Below are 18,325 nucleotides of genomic sequence, written 5' to 3'. Positions count from 1 at the left end.
AGGTCCCGCGGTCGGGTCCTGTGGGTCGTGCGGGCGGGTGGTGCGGCCGGGGTCACCTCACGGGACCGCCCCGCGGCGGCTGAGGAAGGCCGCGCAGAGCGCTCCCCACACGGCGAAGGCGATCCACGGGGTGAGTGCGACGAGACCGTTCGAGTCTGCGAGGGCGTAGAGAAGCCCGCCGCCGACGCTGCCGACGACCCCGCCGACGGCCTGCGCGACGCCCTGCACACCGAAGTACGAGGCTGTCGCGCCAGGTGTCGCGAAGTCCGCGACGACGCTGCTCATCACCGGTTGGGTGATCATCTGACCGACGGTGAACAGCCCCATCCCCACGAGCAGGCCCGGGAGCGTGCCCCAGGCCCCCATGACGCAGATGCCCGCGGCCAGGCAGACCGCTCCCCCGGCGAGGATGGTCCCCTTGCCGGCGCGTGCGGAGACGAACCGGGTGAGCGGCAGCATGGTGGCGACCATGAGCACGGCCGAGCCTGAGTAGAGCAGCCCGACACCGATCGCGCTCGGGAGCACGCTGGACGCCTGGAGCGGGACGACGAGGTAGAGCTGGGAGACGAGCAGCCACAGCGCGCCGGCGAGCACGCAGTAGCGGACGAACCCCCGATCGGCCAGGACGGTCCGCATCGACGGCGAGGTGCCGGGTGCCCCGGACAGCCCACCGGGCAGGCCGACGAGGGTGACCACGAAGGCCAGGAGGAAGAGTCCTGCGGCGGTGAAGCTCACCCAGCGGAAGTCGAGCCCGGCGACGGCGCTGCCGACCACAGGTCCGACGACGAACCCGAGGTTCGAGAGCAGCTCTCGGGTCGAGTAGACCTTCACGGTGTCGAGGCCGTCGCTGAGCGCCGCGTAGGCGGCGTAGCTCGCCGGGTGGAAGAGCGATCCGCCGAGACCGGTGAGGACCGACGCGACAGCGAGCGCCGGCACCGACCCGGCCGTCCCGAGGAGCGCGAATCCGACGGCCCGGACGAGGACACCGGCGCAGATGGCCCACCTGTAGTCGATCCTGTCCGCGATCCACCCGGAGAGGGGCATGAGCCCGTGCTGGCAGAACGACCTGACACCCGCGAGGAGACCGACCACGGCGACGGCGATCCCGACGTCGTCGACGAGGTGGATCGCGAGCAGCGGCACGAGCATGTAGAAGCCGACAGCCATGGTGAAGGTGTCGGTGTACAGCACCCACAGGGCGGCGGGTGTGCGTGACGGTCTCTGCGGGGCGGTGCTGCTCACTCCGGGTGCTCGGCCGACGGCTGGTGGCCGAGGGTGACGAGCGCGAGGTAGGCGGGGACGGAGATCGCGACGAAGGGGGCCAGCGTCGGGAGGAGCCAGAGGGTCGCGAGGAGAGCGACGACGAGTGCGAGGAGGACGACGGCTCGAACGGGACGACCGGCCACCAGGGCTGCGGCCTCGACGACCCAGGCGCGGGGCCCGGCGTCGGGGCTGCGGGTGGCGGCGACGGGGAGCGCCAGGACCAGCAGGGCGAGGGCGCAGGCGACGACGACGGTCGCCGCCCCCAGGATCAGTGCGGGACCGTCGGTACCGCCGTCGGACCTGTTCCACAAGAAGACCGTGTTGACGCTGAGCACACCCGTGCACAGCGTCGCGGCGGCGCCGAGCGGCAGGGACCGGCGCCAGGTGGCCCTGAGCTCGCGGAAGGTCCCTGTGAAGACGGCGTCCTCGCCGTCGCGCAGCCACGCGTCGAGGGCACGGCTGGCGGCCACCGCAGCCGGCAGCACCGTGATGATCCCGAGGGCGATCACCGTCGCGGCGAGCCCGGCCAGCGCGAGGTTCGCCGGGTAGGCGAGCCCGGCGAGCAGGCGCTCCTCCCAGCGGCGCCGCGGACCCGCCGCGGATCGTCCTGGAGGCCGCACCGGCGTCTGGGGCCGCTGCCGCGCCGACGGGCGGGGCCGTGGCTGGCCCGCAGGACGGGACCGTCCTCGTGTCACGGTGCTCACCGTCCCTCCCCGTGCTGTCCGTCGGCGGCGGATCGCTGGCCTGTCCCCGCAGTCTGCCCTGCGGCAGCCGCGTCGAGAGCCTCCGTCCGTCCTGCGAAGCCGACCCCGGTGACGTCGGCGGCGGAGCCTGTGCCGGCTGTGCCGCCCTCGAGGTCCAGCACGACCGTCTCCCGGGTGCCGTGGTGGTCGACCTGGATGGTCGCTCCGTCCTCCGTGATCTCGACCGTGCACAGGGGCTGGTCCGAGTCGTGCCAGGCGGCCGGGGCGAGCACCGTGGCGAAGAGCGCTCGTCGGGTCGGTCCGGTGGTCCGGCGGACGGTGTGCTGGACCTTCTCGATCGCGAGGCTCGGTGTCGACGAGGTGGGGTTCGCGTGGACCGTGGTCAGGACGACCTCGTCGTCCGACTCCGTGGGGGCGAGCCCCACGACGGTGAGTCGACCCGTCCCGGCCGGGACGTCCCAGCGACGCTGCTGGTCGCTGTCTCGGTCCGCCCCGATCTCGACAGGCTGCGCGGGGTTGTCGGTCTGCAGGAGCCACGTCCACCGCCGGTCGGTCGCGGCGCGCAGGTCGTCCAGGAGGACCACGACACCGCTCGGGGTCATCACCAGGTGCCTGCGCACCCGCTCGACGCCGAGGTCGGGCGCGTACATCGCGCCCGACTCGCTCACCGCGTGGGCCCAGCCCTCCGCGAAGGTGTGCGTGAGGATCTCGGCGGTCCGGTCGACCGGGAGGTCTTCGAAGACGTGGTACCGGTTCTCGTTGTCGAAGCCGAGACCGTCGACGAGGATCCCGTTGTGCTGGTCGGTGCGCTTGCGCGAGGCGTAGCCGTCGTCGACGGCGAGGTAGGCGCCGTGGCCGAGCAGCACGAAGCTGCCCGAGTCCGGGTGGTGGTGACCGGCGTTGAGGGTGACCCAGCCGGTGCGGGCGCGCTCGTCGTGCGACAGGCGCCAGGCCTTGTGCCCACCGCCCGGAGACGCCTTGAAGGACACGGCGACGGCGTCGGGCTCCCACGAGGTGCGGGCCGAGACGACCCCCAGGTCGGGGAAGAAGCGGGAGGTCGGCAGGTCGTCGACGCCCACGCTCGGGACGTCGGGGTCGTGCCAGAGCAGCTCCTGGTACGCCTCGGGGCGCACCCCGGGCTTCACGCCGGACTCGTAGGCCTCGCGCCACAGGTGCTCGGTCGCGACCTTGTGCGCCAACCACTGCGCCTGCGGGATCCGGTACTCGGCGGCGAGCTTGGAGTACAGCGCGACGCTGTGCCCGCTGCGCCTGTCGTGGCAGTCGCCGTGATCGACGATCCGTTCCAGGTCGGGGGCCGACTGGTACAGGCGGTACCAGAACGTCTCGCGCAGGTAGCTGCTGCGGTCGAACCAGTCGAGCCCTTCGGCGGCCCGCAGGACGTCGAGGTACGAGACGATCCACGGGACGCCGTAGCGCCAGTAGACGATACCCTCGTCGTTGGAGCCGTCCTCGGGGAGCAGGTCGAGGACCGTCGCGAAGTTGTCCTTGGCACGCTCGGTCCAGTCACGCGCGGCAGGGTGCTCGTCGACCAGCACGTACCCGGCCGTCGCGAGCCCGGCGTAGCAGATCCAGTTGTGGTTCTGCCAGTACGACGACGACCACCACCCGCCCTCCGACGCGACGGCGAAGTCGTAGAGGCGCGCGCCCTGCAGCACCAGCTTGTCGCGCAGCGCGTCGCGCTCGTCGGCGGGGAGGCCGTCCCCGGCCCAGGAGTACGCGAGCGAGAGGCCGTGCAGCAACCATCCCGCGTCGAGGTCGTGGTCGGGCAGGTTCGCCCGGCCCCAGTGGGGGAACGAGACGGCCGTCCGGAGCCAGCGTCGCAGCTCGGCGAGGTACTGCGGCTGCCGCGTCAGCCTGTACGCGAGCGCCAGGTTGGCGGCCCCGGGGCCGAGGTAGGTGATCGAGGCGAGCGGGTGCTCGGCGGGCAGCTCGACGGTGCTGTAGCGCTCGCACTCGTCAAGCAACCGCCGCAGCTGGGCTGCGCGCGGCCCGGACAGCTCGCCGCGGAGTGCGTCTTCGCGCCCGTCGAGCAGCAGCGCGGGGCGCAGCGACGTCGTCCGGGCAGGACTGTGCGGGCTCGTCATCGTAGGACCTCGTGATCTCTCGTCGTGAGCGGGCTGGTGGGTCCTGCGCGTCGGAGACCCACCCGGACCGTCAGCGCGCCCGCAGCCTCGCCAGCAGCGTCGAGCAGCTCGACCGACTCGACGGCACCCTGCGTGCTGTACGCACTCACGTAGGTGACCTGCGTAGCGCGCGCCTCCCAGTCCCCCACGGTGAGCACGCGGGCGGGGTCGTCGGAGGGGCCGCGCCCCGGCCGGGCGACCAGGGCCGCCCCGGACGACGAACGGTGCACTCCGTGCAGCTCGGGGCCCCGGCCGTCAGGCCCGGACCACCGGGTGGTCCAGCCGTCGCCGTCCGCGGTGACGTCGAGGCGCCCGGCAGGCCGCAGCGCGAGGGTGATATCGCGCTCGCGGTCGCAGGAGACCGTGACGACGTCGAGCAGGTACTCGTCCTCCATGACCACCTGGCGGGAGAGCCGGACACCCGGGTAGGCATCGTCGGCACGCGCCAGCACAGAGGTCGTCGGCATACGGCCGCTGGTCGTCTCCTCGTCTGTCGTCGGCGTCTGCCCGACGGTCGACGGGGTCGGTGTCGGTGTCGGCGCCGGCCCGTGACCCACCGACCAGGAGACGATCGTCCCGCTCGACTCCGCCTGGTCGAGGCCGTCGACCTGGACCGTGGGGTGGGCGAGGGTCCGCGCGTAGTAGCCCTTGCGGAGCGCGCTCGCGTAGGGCGGGACCCCTGGAGCCGGCTGCCACGGCCCGTCGGGTCCGTAGAGGTAGAGGCCGAGCTTGTCGAGGTGCCCGTGCGAGCCACCGTGCGGCCCGGCGTCGAGGACGGCCTGCCACGAGCCGTCGGGCGACCGCAGCACCGCGTAGCCCACGTCGTCGAAGAGCCGCGAGCCCCGGGAGGTCTCGAGAGCAGGCAGCGGTGGGCCGGCGAACCAGCCGCCCAGCAGGTCTTCTAGACCGTCATGGTCGGCCCCGGCGCGAGACCGGGCTTGGGCTTCGACGGTCTCCAGGCCCGTGGAGGCCCAGAGCTGACCGGCGAGCGCGCACACCTCGAGTACCTCCAGGTGCACACCCAGCCTGTCGTACGGCCCGTCGTGCAGCGCCGGGAGCGAGCCGTCGGGCGCGGCGAGCTCGACCAGCACCCGGACCATCGAGGCGATGGTGCGCAGGGCTGTCTCGTCGACGTCGCTCGGAGCGATGCCCCGGTGGGCCAGCAGATAGGCCCGGAGGACGAACAGGTGGTAGTAGGTCGACCCCTCCCACTCCCAGCCGTCGTCGCCGATCGCCAGGGCGGTGTGAGCCCAGGTCGCCTCGACCCACGGCCGCCCGTCGGGTCCGGCGGCGAGCCGGTCGTGACCGGCCCCGGTCTCAGCGGGCTCGGTCTCAGCGGGCTCGGCGACCGCTCTGGCGACGTCCCGTGCGGGGGCACCCGCCGATCCTCCGGCCGCACTGTCCGCACGGTCTCCCGTGAGCGCCCGGGCGGCACTGGAGAGCAGCCCTCCGGCGGCGTCGAGCCATGCCGTGTAGTTGCTCTGCGGGTTCTGCTGCTCGACGACGAGGACGTGCCGGGCGGCGGTCACCGTCTCCAGCAGCCCCTCGACCATCGCGACGGTCTCAACCCCGAGCCTGTCGGCAGCACCCGGGTCCGTGGCGAGCTCGGTGACGGCGTCCGCCACCTGGACGGCCCAGATCGCCTCGGTGAGTGCCTGGGAGAAGAGCTTGCCGCGCAGCATCCACGGTTCGCTCTGCTCGCTCCAGCCGCCCACCTGCGCATAGGTGGCGGCGAGCTCGCGGACGACGGCCTCAGCCTCGAGCCTGTCGTCCCGAGGACCCGCCACCCACCCGGCTGCGCCCTCGGCAACCTCGGCCGACACCGCGCGACGAGCCAGCAGCCGTGCGCGTCGCGCCCAGGCCTGGTGCTCCAGCACGGTCCACGCCGCGGCGTACCCGGGTCCGACCAGCGTGCACCCGTGCGGGCAGGGGTGCCGGTCGTCGACGGGGGCCCCGAGCTCGGTCCCGTGCGTGGGGCACACGTAGTCGTGCCACCAGCCGCCCCGGGACCGGCTGACCTGCGGGGTGGTGCTGGGGTGGCTGGTCTGCACGGTCACCGGAACATCGCTCCCCCGTTGATGTCGACGACCTGCCCGGTGACGAAGGACGCGAGGTCGGAGGCGAGGAAGACCGCCGTCCCTGCCACGTCCTCGACGGTCCCGGCACGCTGCAGCGGGATGGTCCCGACGATGCTCTGCTGCGCTGCCGTCGGGGTGAAGGTGTCGTGGAACGGGGTGTCGCCGATGAAGCCGGGGGCGAGGGAGTTGACGGTGACCCCGGAGCCGGCGAGCTCTTTGGCGAGCCCGCGACCGAAGCCGACGATCGCCGACTTCGCGGCCGCGTAGGCGACCGACCCGGCGCCGCCACCGTTCTCTGCGGCGAGCGAGGACATGAGGATCACCCGGCCGTGCTCCGAGGCCTCGAGGTGCTTGGTTGCGGCGCGGCACACGTAGAAGCTGCTGGACACGTTGACGGCCATGACCTGCGCCCAGTGCTCGTCGGTCATCTCGCCGACGGTGGCCCGTCCGACGAGGTGCCCGGCGTTGTTGACGAGGATGTCGAGGCTGCCGAGGGCGTCGACCGCGGCGGTGACCGTCGCGTCGGCCTGGGCGGGGTCGGTGAGGTCGCCGCCGACGACGACGGCGCGGCGGCCGGCCGCCTCGACGTCGCGGGCGACGGCGCGGGCCCCCTCGTCGTTGTGGGCGTAGTGGACGGCGACGTCTGCGCCGGCTGCGGCGAGCGCGCGGGCGATCCCGGCGCCGATGCCGGTCCCGCCGCCCGTGACGAGGGCGGTGCGTCCGGTGAGGTCGATCTGCATGGTGTGGGTCCTTGTCGTGTCGGGGATGGGTCGAGAGAGGAGCGTCCGGCTACTTGATGCCGGCGTTGGCGAAGCCCTGGACGAAGTACTTCTGGCAGAAGAGGAACAGCAGGACCATCGGGACTGTCGCGAGGGTCGTGCCTGCCATGAGGTAGTTCCAGGCGGTGCCGTCGAGCTGTCGGAACACCGCGAGGCCCACCTGGATGACGCGGAGGTCGTCGCGGGTGGTCACCAGCAACGGCCAGAGGAAGTTGTTCCAGCTCTCCTGGAAGGTCAGCAGCCCGACTGTCGCCAGGGCCGGCTTCACGAGCGGTGTGTAGATCTGCGCGAAGATCCGCAGCTCACCGAGACCGTCGAGGCGAGCAGCCTCTTCGAGCTCTTTGGGGAGCGAGAGGTAGAACTGGCGTAAGAGGAAGATCGCCGACGCGCTCAGCCCGCCGGGGATGATCAGCGCCCACCAGGTGTTGAGCCAGCCTGTGCCGCCCTGGCCGAAGGCGTCGTTCCCGCCGAAGAACGGCATGAACTTCACCAGCAAGAACTGCGGCACGATCTTCGTGTAGGTGGGGATCATGAGCATGGCGACGAAGGACATGAAGACGATCTCGCGTCCCCGGAACGGGATCCGTGCGAGCGAGTAGCCGGCCATCGCACCGAAGATCAGCGTGATCACCGTGTGGCCCACCGAGATGATGAGGCTGTTGCGAAAGTACGTGAGGAACGGTGCCGCGCGCAGCGCCTCGGGGTAGTTCTCCCACAGCCACTCGTCGGGCAGCAGCGAGGGTGGGAAGGCCGCGAGCTCGGCGGGGCTCTTGAGCGAGGTGATGATCATCCAGAGGAACGGGACGATCATCGTCAGCGCACCGACGGCCAGGACCAGACCGAGCACGACCCGGGTGGTCCGAGACCGGGCGGAGCGGCTGGTCGTGCCTCGTGCGGGGGGCGTGGGGGCCGCTGTGGTGAGGGCCTGTGCCTGGGCGACGGGGGCGGTCATTCGTCATCACCTCGGGTGAGTCGGCGGCTCGCCAGCGTCATGACGAGCAGGAAGGCGAAGAGGAACACCGACTGCGCAGAGGCCATGCCCATGCGGAAGTTCTGGAAGGCAGAGCGGTAGACCTCGTAGGTCATCATCGTGGTGGAGTTCGCAGGGCCACCGTCGGTCAGGACGTAGACCTGGTCGAAGACCTGGAAGGCACCGATGACCGAGATGACGAAGACGAAGAAGGTCGCCGGCTTGAGCATCGGCAGCGTGATCGAGAAGAACTTCCGGACGCTCGACGCCCCGTCGATCGAGGCTGCCTCGTAGAGGCTCTCGTCGATGTTCTGCAGGGCCGCGATGTAGATGAGCATCTTCATGCCGATCCCCTGCCAGACGCCCACGAGGATGACTGCCCACAGCGCCCAGTCGGGGTCGGCCAGCCACGAGCGTCCGGGGATCCCGACGACCGAGAGCGCACCGTTGAGCAGGCCCTGCTGCGGGTTGAAGATCCACAGCCACACCATCGCGATCGCGACCGTCGCGGTGACCTGCGGCAAGAAGAATGCCGCGCGGTACCAGTTCTGGAACCTGATCTTCTGGTTGAGCATGACGGCGATGACCACGGCGATCGCCATGGAGACCGGGACGGTCCAGAACGTGTAGACCACGGTGTTCCAGGTGGCCTTGCGGAAGGTCGGGTCGTTGAAGACCTCGACGTAGTTCTCGAGCCCGATGAACTTCGGTGCGTCGAAGACGTTGTAGTCGGTCAGGCTCAGGACGAAGGTCGCCAGGACGGGCAGCGCCGTCCAGAGGCCGATGTGCAGGATCGACGGGGCGACCATGAGCCAGCCTGTGCGGCGCAGCTTCTTGGTCCCCTGCGGGACGGAGCCACGTCGTCGTGCCGGTGCGGCGGGACGTTTCGGGGGTGGGGTGTCGGTGCCGGTGCGCGCACCGGTCGGTTCGGTCAACGTCATCGTTCCCTCACAGCAGTGGGATGGAACCAGGTCAGGTCAGGTCGGGTCAGGTCGGGTGGACGGCGCGGTCCGCGGGAGGCTTGGGCAGGGCCCGACCCCTCCCACGGTCCGCGTCGTGGGTCAGCCGCGGTCGATCGCCGTCTGGGCTGCCGCGCCGAGGTCGTCGAGCGCTTCTTCGGGGGTCTTCTGGCCGAGGAGGGCCGACTCGATCGCCGGCTTGAACTCGCCGCGGATCTCGAGCCAGCGGGCAGGTCCACCCTCGCGACGCGCCGACTCCAGGTTCTCCATCGCGAACTGGACGAGGCGGTTGCCCTGCACGTACTCGCTGTCGAGCAGCTCGGTGAGCGCGGGGACGTTGCCCCGCTGCTCGTTGGCCGCCAGCGCCGGGCCGGGGCTCGCGAGGAACTCGAGCAGGGCCTGCGCGGCCTCGGGGTGCTTGGAGGTCGAGGAGACCGTCGCGAGGGTCCCGCCGAAGAACATGCCCGGTGCGTCGCCCTCGAGGATGAAGGGCTCGAGGTCGTCGAGCAGCGCGGGGTCGGCCTCCTGGGCCTGGGTCCAGATGTTGTTGTGCGCGATCCCCATCGCCGCGCGCCCGTTGAGGAGCGGGTTGGTGTCAGCGTTCGGTGCGGAGAAACCGACGTCCTCGACCTTGTCGTCCTGGATCAGGCCCGTGACGAACTCGAGGGCCTCGACGCCCTCGGGCGAGTCGAAGGCCGGGGCGCTGAGGTCGTCGGTGAACAGGCTGCCGCCGGCCGAGTAGAGCATGGTGATGAACATCTGGCGGGGGTCGATCGAGAGCATGTCGAAGCCGGCACGCTCGAGCGTGCCGTCCGAGGAGCGCACGGTGAGCGCCTTGGCCATCTCCTCGAGCTCGTCCCAGGTCTTCGGCGGTGCGTCGTAGCCGGCCTCGCGGAGCAGGTCCATCCGCGCGACGCCGAACCGCGTGTCGAGCATGATCGGCAGGGCGTAGACGTCGTCCTCCCACATCCCCGCTGCGACGATCTCGGGGGCGTAGGACTCTTCGAGGGTGTCCTTGGTCAGTCCAGTCTCGGAGAGGTTGGCCAGGACGCCACGGTCGGCGAACCCCTCGACCCAGCCGACGCCCATCATCATGACGTCGGGCACCAGCCCCGAGGCGACCGAGGTGGTCAGCTTCTCGTTGAGCTGGTTGTAGGTGGTGTAGTCGACGTTGACCTTCACGTCGGGGTACTCGGCGTAGAACTCCGGGAGGAGCTCGTCCTCGAGGAGGCGCTGCCCGGCGCTCCCCTCGAAGATCGGCGTGAGCAGCGAGATCTCGCCGCTCACGGTGCCGTCTCCCCCGGACCCGCTGCTGTCTGCGCCACCGCAGGCGGTCAGCGTCAGAGCTGCCACGGCTGTCATCGCCACAGCAGCGGCGTGCACTCGTGTGATCTTCATGTGATGTGTGCTCCCTCCGGAGGCTGGAGTACGTGCGGTTCAGGGCCGCGCACTCCTCCACCGACGTCGTCGTCGTACGGTCCACCTCTCGGTCCGGCGCCACTGCCGTCCCGGTGTTGTCTGGTGCAACGTTGTACCAACCCTAGGAGAGAATGTGACGAGCGTCAACACCATCGGGTGGCGGCGGTGGCCGCCAGAGGCCTCCAGATGGCCGATTTCCGCGAGAAGCGACAGAGCAGGTCATCGAAGAACAGAGCCAGACACACGCAGTCCGGTCTCGCCCTGTAGTATGACGATGCACCGCACGACGAATCCTGGCAGCGAAGCCAGAGCGGCGCGGGACGAGGGGGACAGACCACAGTGGGACAGGCAACCATCCAGCAGGTCGCCGAGGCGGCGGGCGTCTCGCCGAGCACGGTCTCGAACCTCCTCAACGGCCGCGCCGAGCGCATGCTCCCCGAGACCCGAGAACGCGTCTCCGCAGCGATCACCCGGCTGGGGTACAGGCCCAACCGGGCCGCCCGCCAGCTGCGCACAGGCCGCACCCGGACGATCGGCCTCATCGTGCCGTCGGTCGGGAACCCCTTCTGGGGAGCCTTCGCCCGCGAGCTCGAGGCGAGCGCCCTCGCGCACGGCTTCAACGTGCTGCTGTGCAACTCCGAGCGCAACCCTGAGCGCGAGCGCGACTACGTCGAAGAGCTCTGGGACGACGGCATCCGCGGCATGGTGCTGTGCACGTCGCTGCCCTCCTTGGACCACCTGGCCCCGATCGTCGAGCGCGGCCTCGAGCTCGTGACCTTCGACAGGCCCGCCCAGGCGGACGACCCGGGCTCGGTCGTCTCGATCAGCATCGACAACGTCATGGGTGCCCACCTGGCCACCCAGCACCTGCTGGACCTCGGCCACACCGACCTGACCTTCGTCTCAGGCTCCCTCGGCTCGGTCAACCGCGCGGCCCGCTTCCGCGGCTTCTGCGCGGCGCTCGAGGCCGCCGGGATCCAGATCCCCGACACCCCGGGCTGGTCGGGTCATGACGACGTCCCCTTCGGCGACGTCGAGGCGGCCGAGGTCGGCCGGCGCGCAGCCCACGAGATCTTCGACCGTCCCGACCACCCGACAGGGGTGGTCGCCATCAACGACATGACTGCGCTCGGGGTCTGCCGCGGGCTGCGCGACCTCGGTCTGACCGTCGGGGTCGACGTCTCCGTGGTCGGCTTCGACGACATCATCCTCGCCGACCTCTACGACCCGCCCCTGACGACGGTCCGCCAGCCGATCGCCCAGATGGCACGTCTCGCCGTCGAGGAGATCTTGTCGCACGGCACACGGGCACAGACCGAGCCGGGGCGGTCGGTGCTGCTGCGTCCCGAGCTCGTGGTGCGGGAGTCGTCAGGTCCTCCTGCTCAGCGGCGTGCTGCCGACTCCTGAGCCGGCCACACGTCGCCCGGGAGCTTCCCCGGCATGAACTGGTTGCCGTCGACGAAGTCCTGGACGCCCGAGCCTGAGCGCAGCTGGTGCTCGTAGTCGCGGAGCGCCCCGAAGGCCCACTTGCCGAGGAGCGCGATCGCGACGAGGTTGACGATCGCCATGAAGGCCATCGCGACGTCTGCGAGCGCCCACACCACCTCGAGGCTGAGCAGGGCGCCGGCTCCGACGGCCGCGAGGACGAGCACGCGCAGGACCGTGAGCCCACGGCCACGGACCCCGAGGAACTCGAGGTTGCCCTCGGCGTAGGAGTAGTTGCCGAGCACCGAGGAGAAGGCGAAGAAGAACACGAGGACCGTCATGAGGGGGGTGGTCCAGGTGCCGAGGGACTCGGCGACGGCGTTGGCTGTCAGCGCGGCGCCGCTGGCCTCGGTCGTCGTGCCCGGGTCGTAGACGGTCGGTCCGGCGACGAGAATCATGAAGGCGGTGGCCGAGCACACGATCATCGTGTCGACGAACACGCCGAGGGACTGCACGAGCCCCTGCTTGGCGGGGTGGCTGACCGTGGCCGTCGCCGCGGTGTTGGGGGCGCTCCCCATCCCGGCCTCGTTGGAGAAGAGCCCGCGACGGACTCCGTTGAGCAGCGCTGCGAGGATCCCGCCGGCCGTCCCGGCCAGGGCTTCGTCGATCCCGAAGGCTCCCTCGACGATCTGCAGGAGGACACGCGGGATCTCGGTGACGTTGAGGGCCACGACGACGAGGGCCAGCAGCACGTAGACGAGGGCCATGATCGGGAGCATGATCCCGGCGACCGAGGCGATGCGCCTGACGCCGCCGAAGAGGACAGGGGCCGCGAGCGCCATGAGTCCCACGGCCGTCCAGGACGCGTCGACGCCGTGACCAGAGCTGAGCGCGTCCGAGATCGTGTTGGCCTGGACCATGTTGAACGCGAAGCCGAAGGCGAAGATCAGCAGTACGGCGAAGAGCACGGCCGCAGGCCTGGAGCCGAGGCCGCGCTGGATGTAGTAGGCCGGGCCACCGCGGAAGCTGCCGTCTGCCGAGCGGACCTTGAACAGCTGGCCGAGCGTCGCCTCGATGAAGGCTGTCGCCATGCCGAGCAGGGCCACCATCCACATCCAGAAGATGGCTCCGGGCCCGCCGAGGGTCAGGGCGATCGCGACACCGACGATGTTGCCCGTGCCGACCCTGGACGCGAGACCGACGCAGAAGGCCTGGAACGACGAGATCCCGCCGTCGGCGTCGCCGCGGGAACCGGCGACCACCCGCCACATCTGCCGTGCGAGGCGGACCTGGACGGCCCGGGTGCGCACGGTGAAGTAGATCCCCGCACCGACGAGCAGCGCGATGAGGATGTACGTGTAGAGGAAGTCGCTCACCGGGACGATGACTGCGTTCCTGAGGTTCTCCATGAGCGGTGCTCCTCGGTCGTGCGGGGTCGGGCAGGCTGACAGATCACCGGAGCGTACATGCGCCTCGGCCCGTCGGCAGGACTGTCCTGGTCAGCGGCACCCCCCTCCGGCGGGTCGAGAGACCTCAGGCTGGTGACGGCGGACCTGGTTGAGGGCTGCGACTGTGCACGTGAGTGGCGCCGCGCGAGGCACCGTGCACGAGGAGTCACCCCCGGCGGCGCCAAACCTGGGAGAATGGTCCGGGTGACCTCCACGACGCCGTACCAGATCAGCCTCCTCGACCACATCCCGCCCGCCACAGGCGGTGCCGCACCGGACCCTGTCGAGCTGTTCCAGGGCTTCGCGTCGTGGGCGCAGGACAAGGGCCTGAACCTGTACCCCGCGCAAGAAGAGGCGCTCATCGAGCTGGTCTCGGGCTCGCACGTCATCCTCAGCACCCCCACCGGCTCGGGCAAGTCCCTCGTGGCGACGGGCGCGCACTACGTGGCGATGGCCGAGGGCAAGCGGTCCTTCTACACGGCCCCCCTCAAGGCGCTCGTGAGCGAGAAGTTCTTCGCTCTCGTCGAGGTCTTCGGCTCCGAGAACGTCGGCATGATGACGGGCGACTCGTCGGTCAACCCGACGGCTCCGATCATCTGCTGCACCGCGGAGATCCTCGCGAACATCGCCCTGCGCACGGGCGGGGTCGACGCTGAGGACCCGGGTGTCGACCAGGTGGTCATGGACGAGTTCCACTTCTACGCCGACCCCCAGCGCGGCTGGGCGTGGCAGGTGCCGCTGCTCGAGCTGCCCAAGGCGCAGTTCTTGCTCATGTCGGCGACCCTCGGTGACACCGAGATGTTCCGCACCGACCTCGAGGAGCGCACGGGCCGCACGGTCGCCGAGGTCACGAGCGTCGACCGCCCGGTCCCGCTGAGCTTCAGCTACGTGGTCGAGCCCCTCGGCGAGGTCATCGAAGACCTCGTGCACACCCACCGCGCACCTGTGTACGTCGTGCACTTCACGCAGAAGGACGCCGTCGACCGCGCCCAGTCGCTGCTGAGCACCAACCTCGCCAGCAAGGAGGAGAAGGCGGCGATCGTCGAGGAGCTCGGTGACTTCCGCTTCACCTCGGGCTTCGGCAAGTCCCTCAGCAAGTACCTGCGTGCGGGGATCGGCGTGCACCACGCCGGCATGCTGCCCAAGTACCGCCGGGTGGTCGAGCGCCTCACCCAGAAGGGCCTGCTCAAGGTCGTCTGCGGCACCGACACCCTGGGCGTCGGCATCAACGTGCCGATCCGCACCGTGCTGCTGACGAGCGTCGTGAAGTTCGACGGCGAGCGCATGCGTCACCTGACCGCCCGTGAGTTCCACCAGATCGCCGGGCGGGCCGGGCGTGCGGGCTACGACACCATGGGCGACGTGATCGTCATGGCGCCCGAGCACGTCATCGAGAACCGCAAGCTCCTCGAGCGGGCGGGCGACGACCCGAAGAAGCTCAAGAAGATCGTCCGCAAGAAGGCACCGGCCGGCGCGGTCAACTGGACAGACAAGACCTTCGAGCGTCTCCGCGACGCCGACCCGGAACCGCTGACTAGCCACTTCACGGTGAGCCATGCCCTCGTGCTCAACGTGCTCGCCCGCAGCACGAAGACCAGCGGCGACCCTGTGAGCGCCATGCGTCACCTGCTCACCGCGAACCACGACTCGGAGCAGAACAAGGCCGCGCACGTGCGGCAGGTGTTCCGCATCTACCGCTCGCTGCGCCAGGCGGGGATCGTCGAGAAGGTCTCGGACGGCAAGGGCGGATACACGGTCCGGCTCACGGTCGACCTGCCGCGCGACTTCGCGCTCAACCAGCCGCTCTCCCCCTTCGCGCTCGCCGCCCAGGACCTCCTCGACCCCGACTCGCCCACGCACGCCCTCGACGTCGTCTCGGTCATCGAGGCCACCCTCGACGACCCGCGCCAGGTGCTCTACGGCCAGCAGCGCGCAGCCCGCGGCGAGGCCATCGGCGCCCTCAAGGCCGAGGGCTACGACTACGAGGAGCGCATGGCCGCCCTCGAGGACGTCTCGTGGCCCAAGCCCCTCGAAGAGCTGCTGACCGCGGCCTTCGAGACGTACAAGAAAACCAACCCGTGGGTCGCCGACCAGGAGCTCTCGCCCAAGTCTGTGGTGCGCGACATGGTCGAGCGGGCCATGACCTTCGCGGAGTTCGTGTCGAAGTACCAGCTCGACCGCACCGAGGGTGTCGTGCTGCGCTACCTCGCCGACGCGTACAGGACGCTGCGACAGACGGTGTCGACCGAGCACAAGACCGAAGAGGTCGAAGACCTCGTCGAGTGGTTGGGCGAGCTCGTCCGCGGCGTCGACTCGAGCCTGCTCGACGAGTGGGAGCGGCTGTCGAACCCCGTCGACGACGACGCCGACACCCTCACCGGTGACTCACCGCTCAACGGGACGTCCGTCGAGGCGCCGGTCCGTCCTGTCACCGGGAACGTGCGCGCCTTCCGCGTGCTGCTGCGCAACGCGATGTTCAAGCGTGTCGAGCTCGCCTCCCGCGAGGCATACTCGACCCTCGGCTCCCTCGACGGCGCCGACGGCTGGGACGCCGACGCGTGGGCCGACGCCCTCGACCCGATGTTCGAGCACTACGGCGACGACGCGATCGGCTTCGGCCCTCAGGCCCGCTCCCCCAAGCTGCTCACCATCACCGAGGGCGTCGACGGCAACCCCCGGTTCTGGACCGTCCGCCAGGTGCTCGACGACCCCGACGGCGACCACGACTGGGCCATCACCGCGACGGTCGACCTCGACGCGAGCGACGAGGCCGGCGAGGTCGTCCTGCACGTCACCGACGTCGCCGCGATGTAGCGACCGGTCAGGCCTCGACGGTCCCGCGGATGCAGGTGACGGCGCTGCCGCCGACCCAGATGTCGGCGCCGTCCTGCTCGACGTGCACGCGGCCGTCGCGCTGGAGGGCCCAGCCCTGACCGGCCACGTAGGTGCCGGGAAGTACGCCGAGCGGCACGAGCCACTGGGCGAGCCCCGCGTTGAGGCTGCCCGTGACCGGGTCCTCGGGGGCACCCTCGCCGGGGATGAAGGCCCGGACCTCGGCGGCGATGCCCGCCTTCCCCTGTGCCGACTCGGCGTCCCACAGCCCGACGACACCGAGCTTGAGGTCGTGCTCACCCATCACGGAGTAGTCGGGCGTCACGCGGCGCACCGTGTCGCCGTCGGCGAGCAGCACCCCGAGCCACCCTGGTCCGTTGTCGACCCACGCGAGGTCGCGCAGGTCGCTCAGGTCCAGCCCGAGAGCCGCGGCGACGTGCCCGCTCGTCACCTCGTCGACAGGGCCGGACCGTCGTAGCGGCGGCGCCGCGAAGGCGAGCCGAGACCCGTCGCGACGGATCCGCACGAGCCCCACCTCGCACTCCTGCACGATGTCGACGCCCCACTGGCGCCCTCCGGCCTCGAGCCACGCGTGCGCGCTGCCGAGGGTGGGGTGCCCCGCGAAGGGCAGCTCACCGCGGGTGGTGAAGATGCGCAGCCTGTAGTCCGCACCGGTCTCGCGCGCCGGGAGCACGAAGGTGGTCTCGGAGAGGTTGGTCCAGCGGGCGAAGGCCGCCATCTCCTCGTCGGTCATGCCGTCGGCGTCGAGGACGACCGCGACAGGGTTGCCCTGGTAGGGCACGGAGGTGAACACGTCGACCTGGGCGAAGTCACGGCTGCGAGTCATGACGCCGACCCTAGCCGTGGCGCTCGACCGCGGCCAGGTCCGCCCACCATCCGGCAGGACGAACCAGCCTCGGACGCTCAGGGCGTCACCCCCGGTCAGAGGGGCTAGCGTGGAGGTATGTCGAAGCACGCGAAGAAGGACGACCACGCCGCCCACGGCGCCACCCCTGCGATCGTCGCGCTCGCGAAGGCCGGTGTCGTGCACACCGTCCACCCGTACGAGCACGACCCGTCGAGCGACCTCGGCTACGGCCTCGAGGCTGCGCAGGCGATCGGCGTCGAACCCGCGAAGGTGTTCAAGACGCTCATGGCCTCGGTCGACGGGCGCCTCGTCGTCGGCATCGTCCCGGTCGACCGCACGCTCGACCTCAAGGCCCTCGCGCACGCCGTCGGTGGCAAGAAGGCCACCATGGCCGACAAGGCCGACGCCGAGCGCGCGACCGGCTACGTCGTCGGGGGCATCTCCCCCCTCGGGCAGCGCACACCGCACACGACCGTCGTGGACGCCTCCGCGCTCACCCACGACACCGTCTACGTCTCGGGCGGCCGCCGCGGGCTGGACATCGGCCTCTCCCCGACAGACCTCATGTCGGCGACGAGCGCCACGACAGCCGACATCGCCCGCGACTGAGGCACCGCAGGCTGGACCAGCCAGCGCGCCCCACGCCGGCCGGTTCCGCGCTCCCCTGCCGGCACGGATCTGCTCACCGACCCAGCCGGGCACGTCTCAGGTCGCCCCGGGTCAGCCTGCGAGCATCGGCCCGTAGAGCTCCGCAGGGTCCCCCGCGAGAGCGGTCTTGACCATCGCCGCGGTGTCGTCGACGAGCACCTCGAACCGACCCGCGGCCAGACCGTCGAGCGACGCTCGGGCCACGTCCCTCGGGTCGGTCTTCGGTCCGTCGTAGCCGGACATCATGTCGGTGTCCGCGGCTCCGAGGTGCACGCCCTGGACGAAGGTCCCCTGCGCCGCCAGCTCGAGCCGCAGCGCGTTGGTCAGGCTCCACTCGGCCGACTTGGCGGCCGCGTACGCACCGTTGCCCGGTGAGACGAACCACGACAGGGCCGACAGGACGTTGACGATGCTCCCCCCGCCGTTGGCCGCGAGCACCGGGGCGAAGGCACGGACCACGTCCAGCGTCCCCCAGAAGTGGGTGTCCATGTGCCGGTGGGCCTCGATGAGGTCCCCGGTGAGCAGAGGCGCAGACGTGCCGATCCCCGCGTTGTTGATCAGCAGCGTCACGTCGCTCGCGACGCGGGCAGCCTCGTCGACGGACTCTCGGTCGAGCAGGTCGAGCCGGACCACCTCGACGCCGGGCGTCGAGATCAGCTCAGGCTGGCGGGCCGTCGCATAGACCTTGCGGACCCCACGCTCGAGCAGCTCGGCCACGAAGTGGTTGCCGATCCCTCGGTTCGCGCCGGTGACCAGGGCGGTGTGCTCAGACAGGTTCACGTTGTTCT

14 protein-coding genes are annotated in these 18,325 nt (G+C 70.6%); 3 read left to right on the top strand and 11 right to left on the bottom strand.

The annotated features are described in order from the left end of the window. Nucleotides 1–57 precede the first annotated feature (57 nt). From ASG53_RS07570 to ASG53_RS07535, 8 genes are all read right to left on the bottom strand, one after another. A complete protein-coding gene (locus ASG53_RS07570; RefSeq protein WP_056131056.1) occupies nt 58–1,242 on the bottom strand; it encodes an MFS transporter in 1,185 nt (394 codons plus the stop codon). After that, nucleotides 1,239–1,967: a DUF624 domain-containing protein gene (locus ASG53_RS07565; protein ID WP_156382717.1), complete on the bottom strand. Its 729-nt coding sequence runs from the start codon at nt 1,965–1,967 to the stop codon at nt 1,239–1,241. Before ASG53_RS07565 ends, ASG53_RS07570 begins: the two co-directional genes overlap by 4 nt. Beyond that, nucleotides 1,964–4,072 (bottom strand): DUF4962 domain-containing protein, encoded by a 2,109-nt coding sequence (locus ASG53_RS07560; RefSeq protein WP_082543903.1) that lies wholly within the window; start codon nt 4,070–4,072, stop codon nt 1,964–1,966. The genes ASG53_RS07565 and ASG53_RS07560 overlap by 4 nt, the downstream gene beginning before the upstream one ends. Then, entirely contained in the window at nt 4,069–6,168 is a 2,100-nt protein-coding gene (locus ASG53_RS07555; RefSeq protein WP_056131050.1) for a heparinase II/III domain-containing protein, read from the bottom strand. The genes ASG53_RS07560 and ASG53_RS07555 overlap by 4 nt, the downstream gene beginning before the upstream one ends. Continuing rightward, nucleotides 6,165–6,929, bottom strand: coding sequence for an SDR family NAD(P)-dependent oxidoreductase (locus ASG53_RS07550; RefSeq protein WP_056131043.1), 765 nt, complete (start codon nt 6,927–6,929; stop codon nt 6,165–6,167). The genes ASG53_RS07555 and ASG53_RS07550 overlap by 4 nt, the downstream gene beginning before the upstream one ends. A 49-nt stretch (nt 6,930–6,978) precedes the next feature. Continuing rightward, the gene (locus tag ASG53_RS07545) at nt 6,979–7,920 is read right to left on the bottom strand and encodes a carbohydrate ABC transporter permease (protein ID WP_082543902.1); all 942 of its coding nucleotides are present in this window, start codon (nt 7,918–7,920) and stop codon (nt 6,979–6,981) included. Then, the gene (locus ASG53_RS07540; RefSeq protein ID WP_056131033.1) at nt 7,917–8,879 is read right to left on the bottom strand and encodes a carbohydrate ABC transporter permease; all 963 of its coding nucleotides are present in this window, start codon (nt 8,877–8,879) and stop codon (nt 7,917–7,919) included. Before ASG53_RS07540 ends, ASG53_RS07545 begins: the two co-directional genes overlap by 4 nt. A gap of 120 nt (nt 8,880–8,999) precedes the next feature. Beyond that, a complete protein-coding gene (locus ASG53_RS07535) occupies nt 9,000–10,295 on the bottom strand; it encodes an ABC transporter substrate-binding protein (protein WP_200945477.1) in 1,296 nt (431 codons plus the stop codon). A 360-nt stretch (nt 10,296–10,655) separates the two neighbouring features. Between ASG53_RS07535 and ASG53_RS07530 the strand changes: the two genes are divergently transcribed. Then, entirely contained in the window at nt 10,656–11,723 is a 1,068-nt protein-coding gene (locus ASG53_RS07530) for a LacI family DNA-binding transcriptional regulator (RefSeq protein WP_056131031.1), read from the top strand. On the opposite strand, the gene ASG53_RS07525 is transcribed toward ASG53_RS07530, so the two are convergent. Next, nucleotides 11,699–13,150: an alanine/glycine:cation symporter family protein gene (locus tag ASG53_RS07525; RefSeq protein WP_056131029.1), complete on the bottom strand. Its 1,452-nt coding sequence runs from the start codon at nt 13,148–13,150 to the stop codon at nt 11,699–11,701. The genes ASG53_RS07530 and ASG53_RS07525 overlap by 25 nt on opposite strands. A 234-nt stretch (nt 13,151–13,384) precedes the next feature. On the opposite strand from ASG53_RS07525, the gene ASG53_RS07520 reads away from it, so the two are divergent. Next, nucleotides 13,385–16,003, top strand: a complete 2,619-nt coding sequence (locus ASG53_RS07520; protein ID WP_056131024.1) for a DEAD/DEAH box helicase — start codon at nt 13,385–13,387, stop codon at nt 16,001–16,003. Nucleotides 16,004–16,010: 7 nt separating this feature from the next. On the opposite strand, the gene ASG53_RS07515 is transcribed toward ASG53_RS07520, so the two are convergent. Continuing rightward, complete coding sequence (locus tag ASG53_RS07515) at nt 16,011–16,868, bottom strand: PhzF family phenazine biosynthesis protein (protein WP_056131019.1); 858 nt, start codon at nt 16,866–16,868, stop codon at nt 16,011–16,013. 117 nt (nt 16,869–16,985) lie between these two features. Here ASG53_RS07515 and ybaK point away from each other — a divergent pair, with 117 nt between their 5' ends. After that, nucleotides 16,986–17,498 (top strand): Cys-tRNA(Pro) deacylase, encoded by a 513-nt coding sequence (gene ybaK / locus ASG53_RS07510; RefSeq protein WP_056131016.1) that lies wholly within the window; start codon nt 16,986–16,988, stop codon nt 17,496–17,498. Nucleotides 17,499–17,609: 111 nt separating this feature from the next. Here ybaK and ASG53_RS07505 read toward each other — a convergent pair whose 3' ends face one another. After that, nucleotides 17,610–18,317: an SDR family oxidoreductase gene (locus ASG53_RS07505; RefSeq protein WP_056131011.1), complete on the bottom strand. Its 708-nt coding sequence runs from the start codon at nt 18,315–18,317 to the stop codon at nt 17,610–17,612. Nucleotides 18,318–18,325: the final 8 nt, after the last annotated feature.

Source organism: Sanguibacter sp. Leaf3, from assembly GCF_001425965.1.
Lineage (GTDB): Bacteria > Actinomycetota > Actinomycetes > Actinomycetales > Cellulomonadaceae > Sanguibacter > Sanguibacter inulinus.
This window is presented reverse-complemented; position numbering and strand designations above follow the sequence as displayed.

What these genes read in the sequence shown, in the direction of transcription:
- ASG53_RS07560 (WP_082543903.1), bottom strand. Translation starts at nt 4,072, where the DNA reads ATGACGAGCCCGCACAGTCCTGCCCGGACGACGTCGCTGCGCCCCGCG.
- ASG53_RS07550 (WP_056131043.1), bottom strand. Translation starts at nt 6,929, where the DNA reads ATGCAGATCGACCTCACCGGACGCACCGCCCTCGTCACGGGCGGCGGG.
- ASG53_RS07545 (WP_082543902.1), bottom strand. Translation starts at nt 7,920, where the DNA reads ATGACCGCCCCCGTCGCCCAGGCACAGGCCCTCACCACAGCGGCCCCC.
- ASG53_RS07540 (WP_056131033.1), bottom strand. Translation starts at nt 8,879, where the DNA reads ATGACGTTGACCGAACCGACCGGTGCGCGCACCGGCACCGACACCCCA.
- ASG53_RS07535 (WP_200945477.1), bottom strand. Translation starts at nt 10,295, where the DNA reads ATGAAGATCACACGAGTGCACGCCGCTGCTGTGGCGATGACAGCCGTG.
- ASG53_RS07525 (WP_056131029.1), bottom strand. Translation starts at nt 13,150, where the DNA reads ATGGAGAACCTCAGGAACGCAGTCATCGTCCCGGTGAGCGACTTCCTC.
- ASG53_RS07520 (WP_056131024.1), top strand. Translation starts at nt 13,385, where the DNA reads ATGGTCCGGGTGACCTCCACGACGCCGTACCAGATCAGCCTCCTCGAC.
- ASG53_RS07515 (WP_056131019.1), bottom strand. Translation starts at nt 16,868, where the DNA reads ATGACTCGCAGCCGTGACTTCGCCCAGGTCGACGTGTTCACCTCCGTG.
- ybaK (WP_056131016.1), top strand. Translation starts at nt 16,986, where the DNA reads ATGTCGAAGCACGCGAAGAAGGACGACCACGCCGCCCACGGCGCCACC.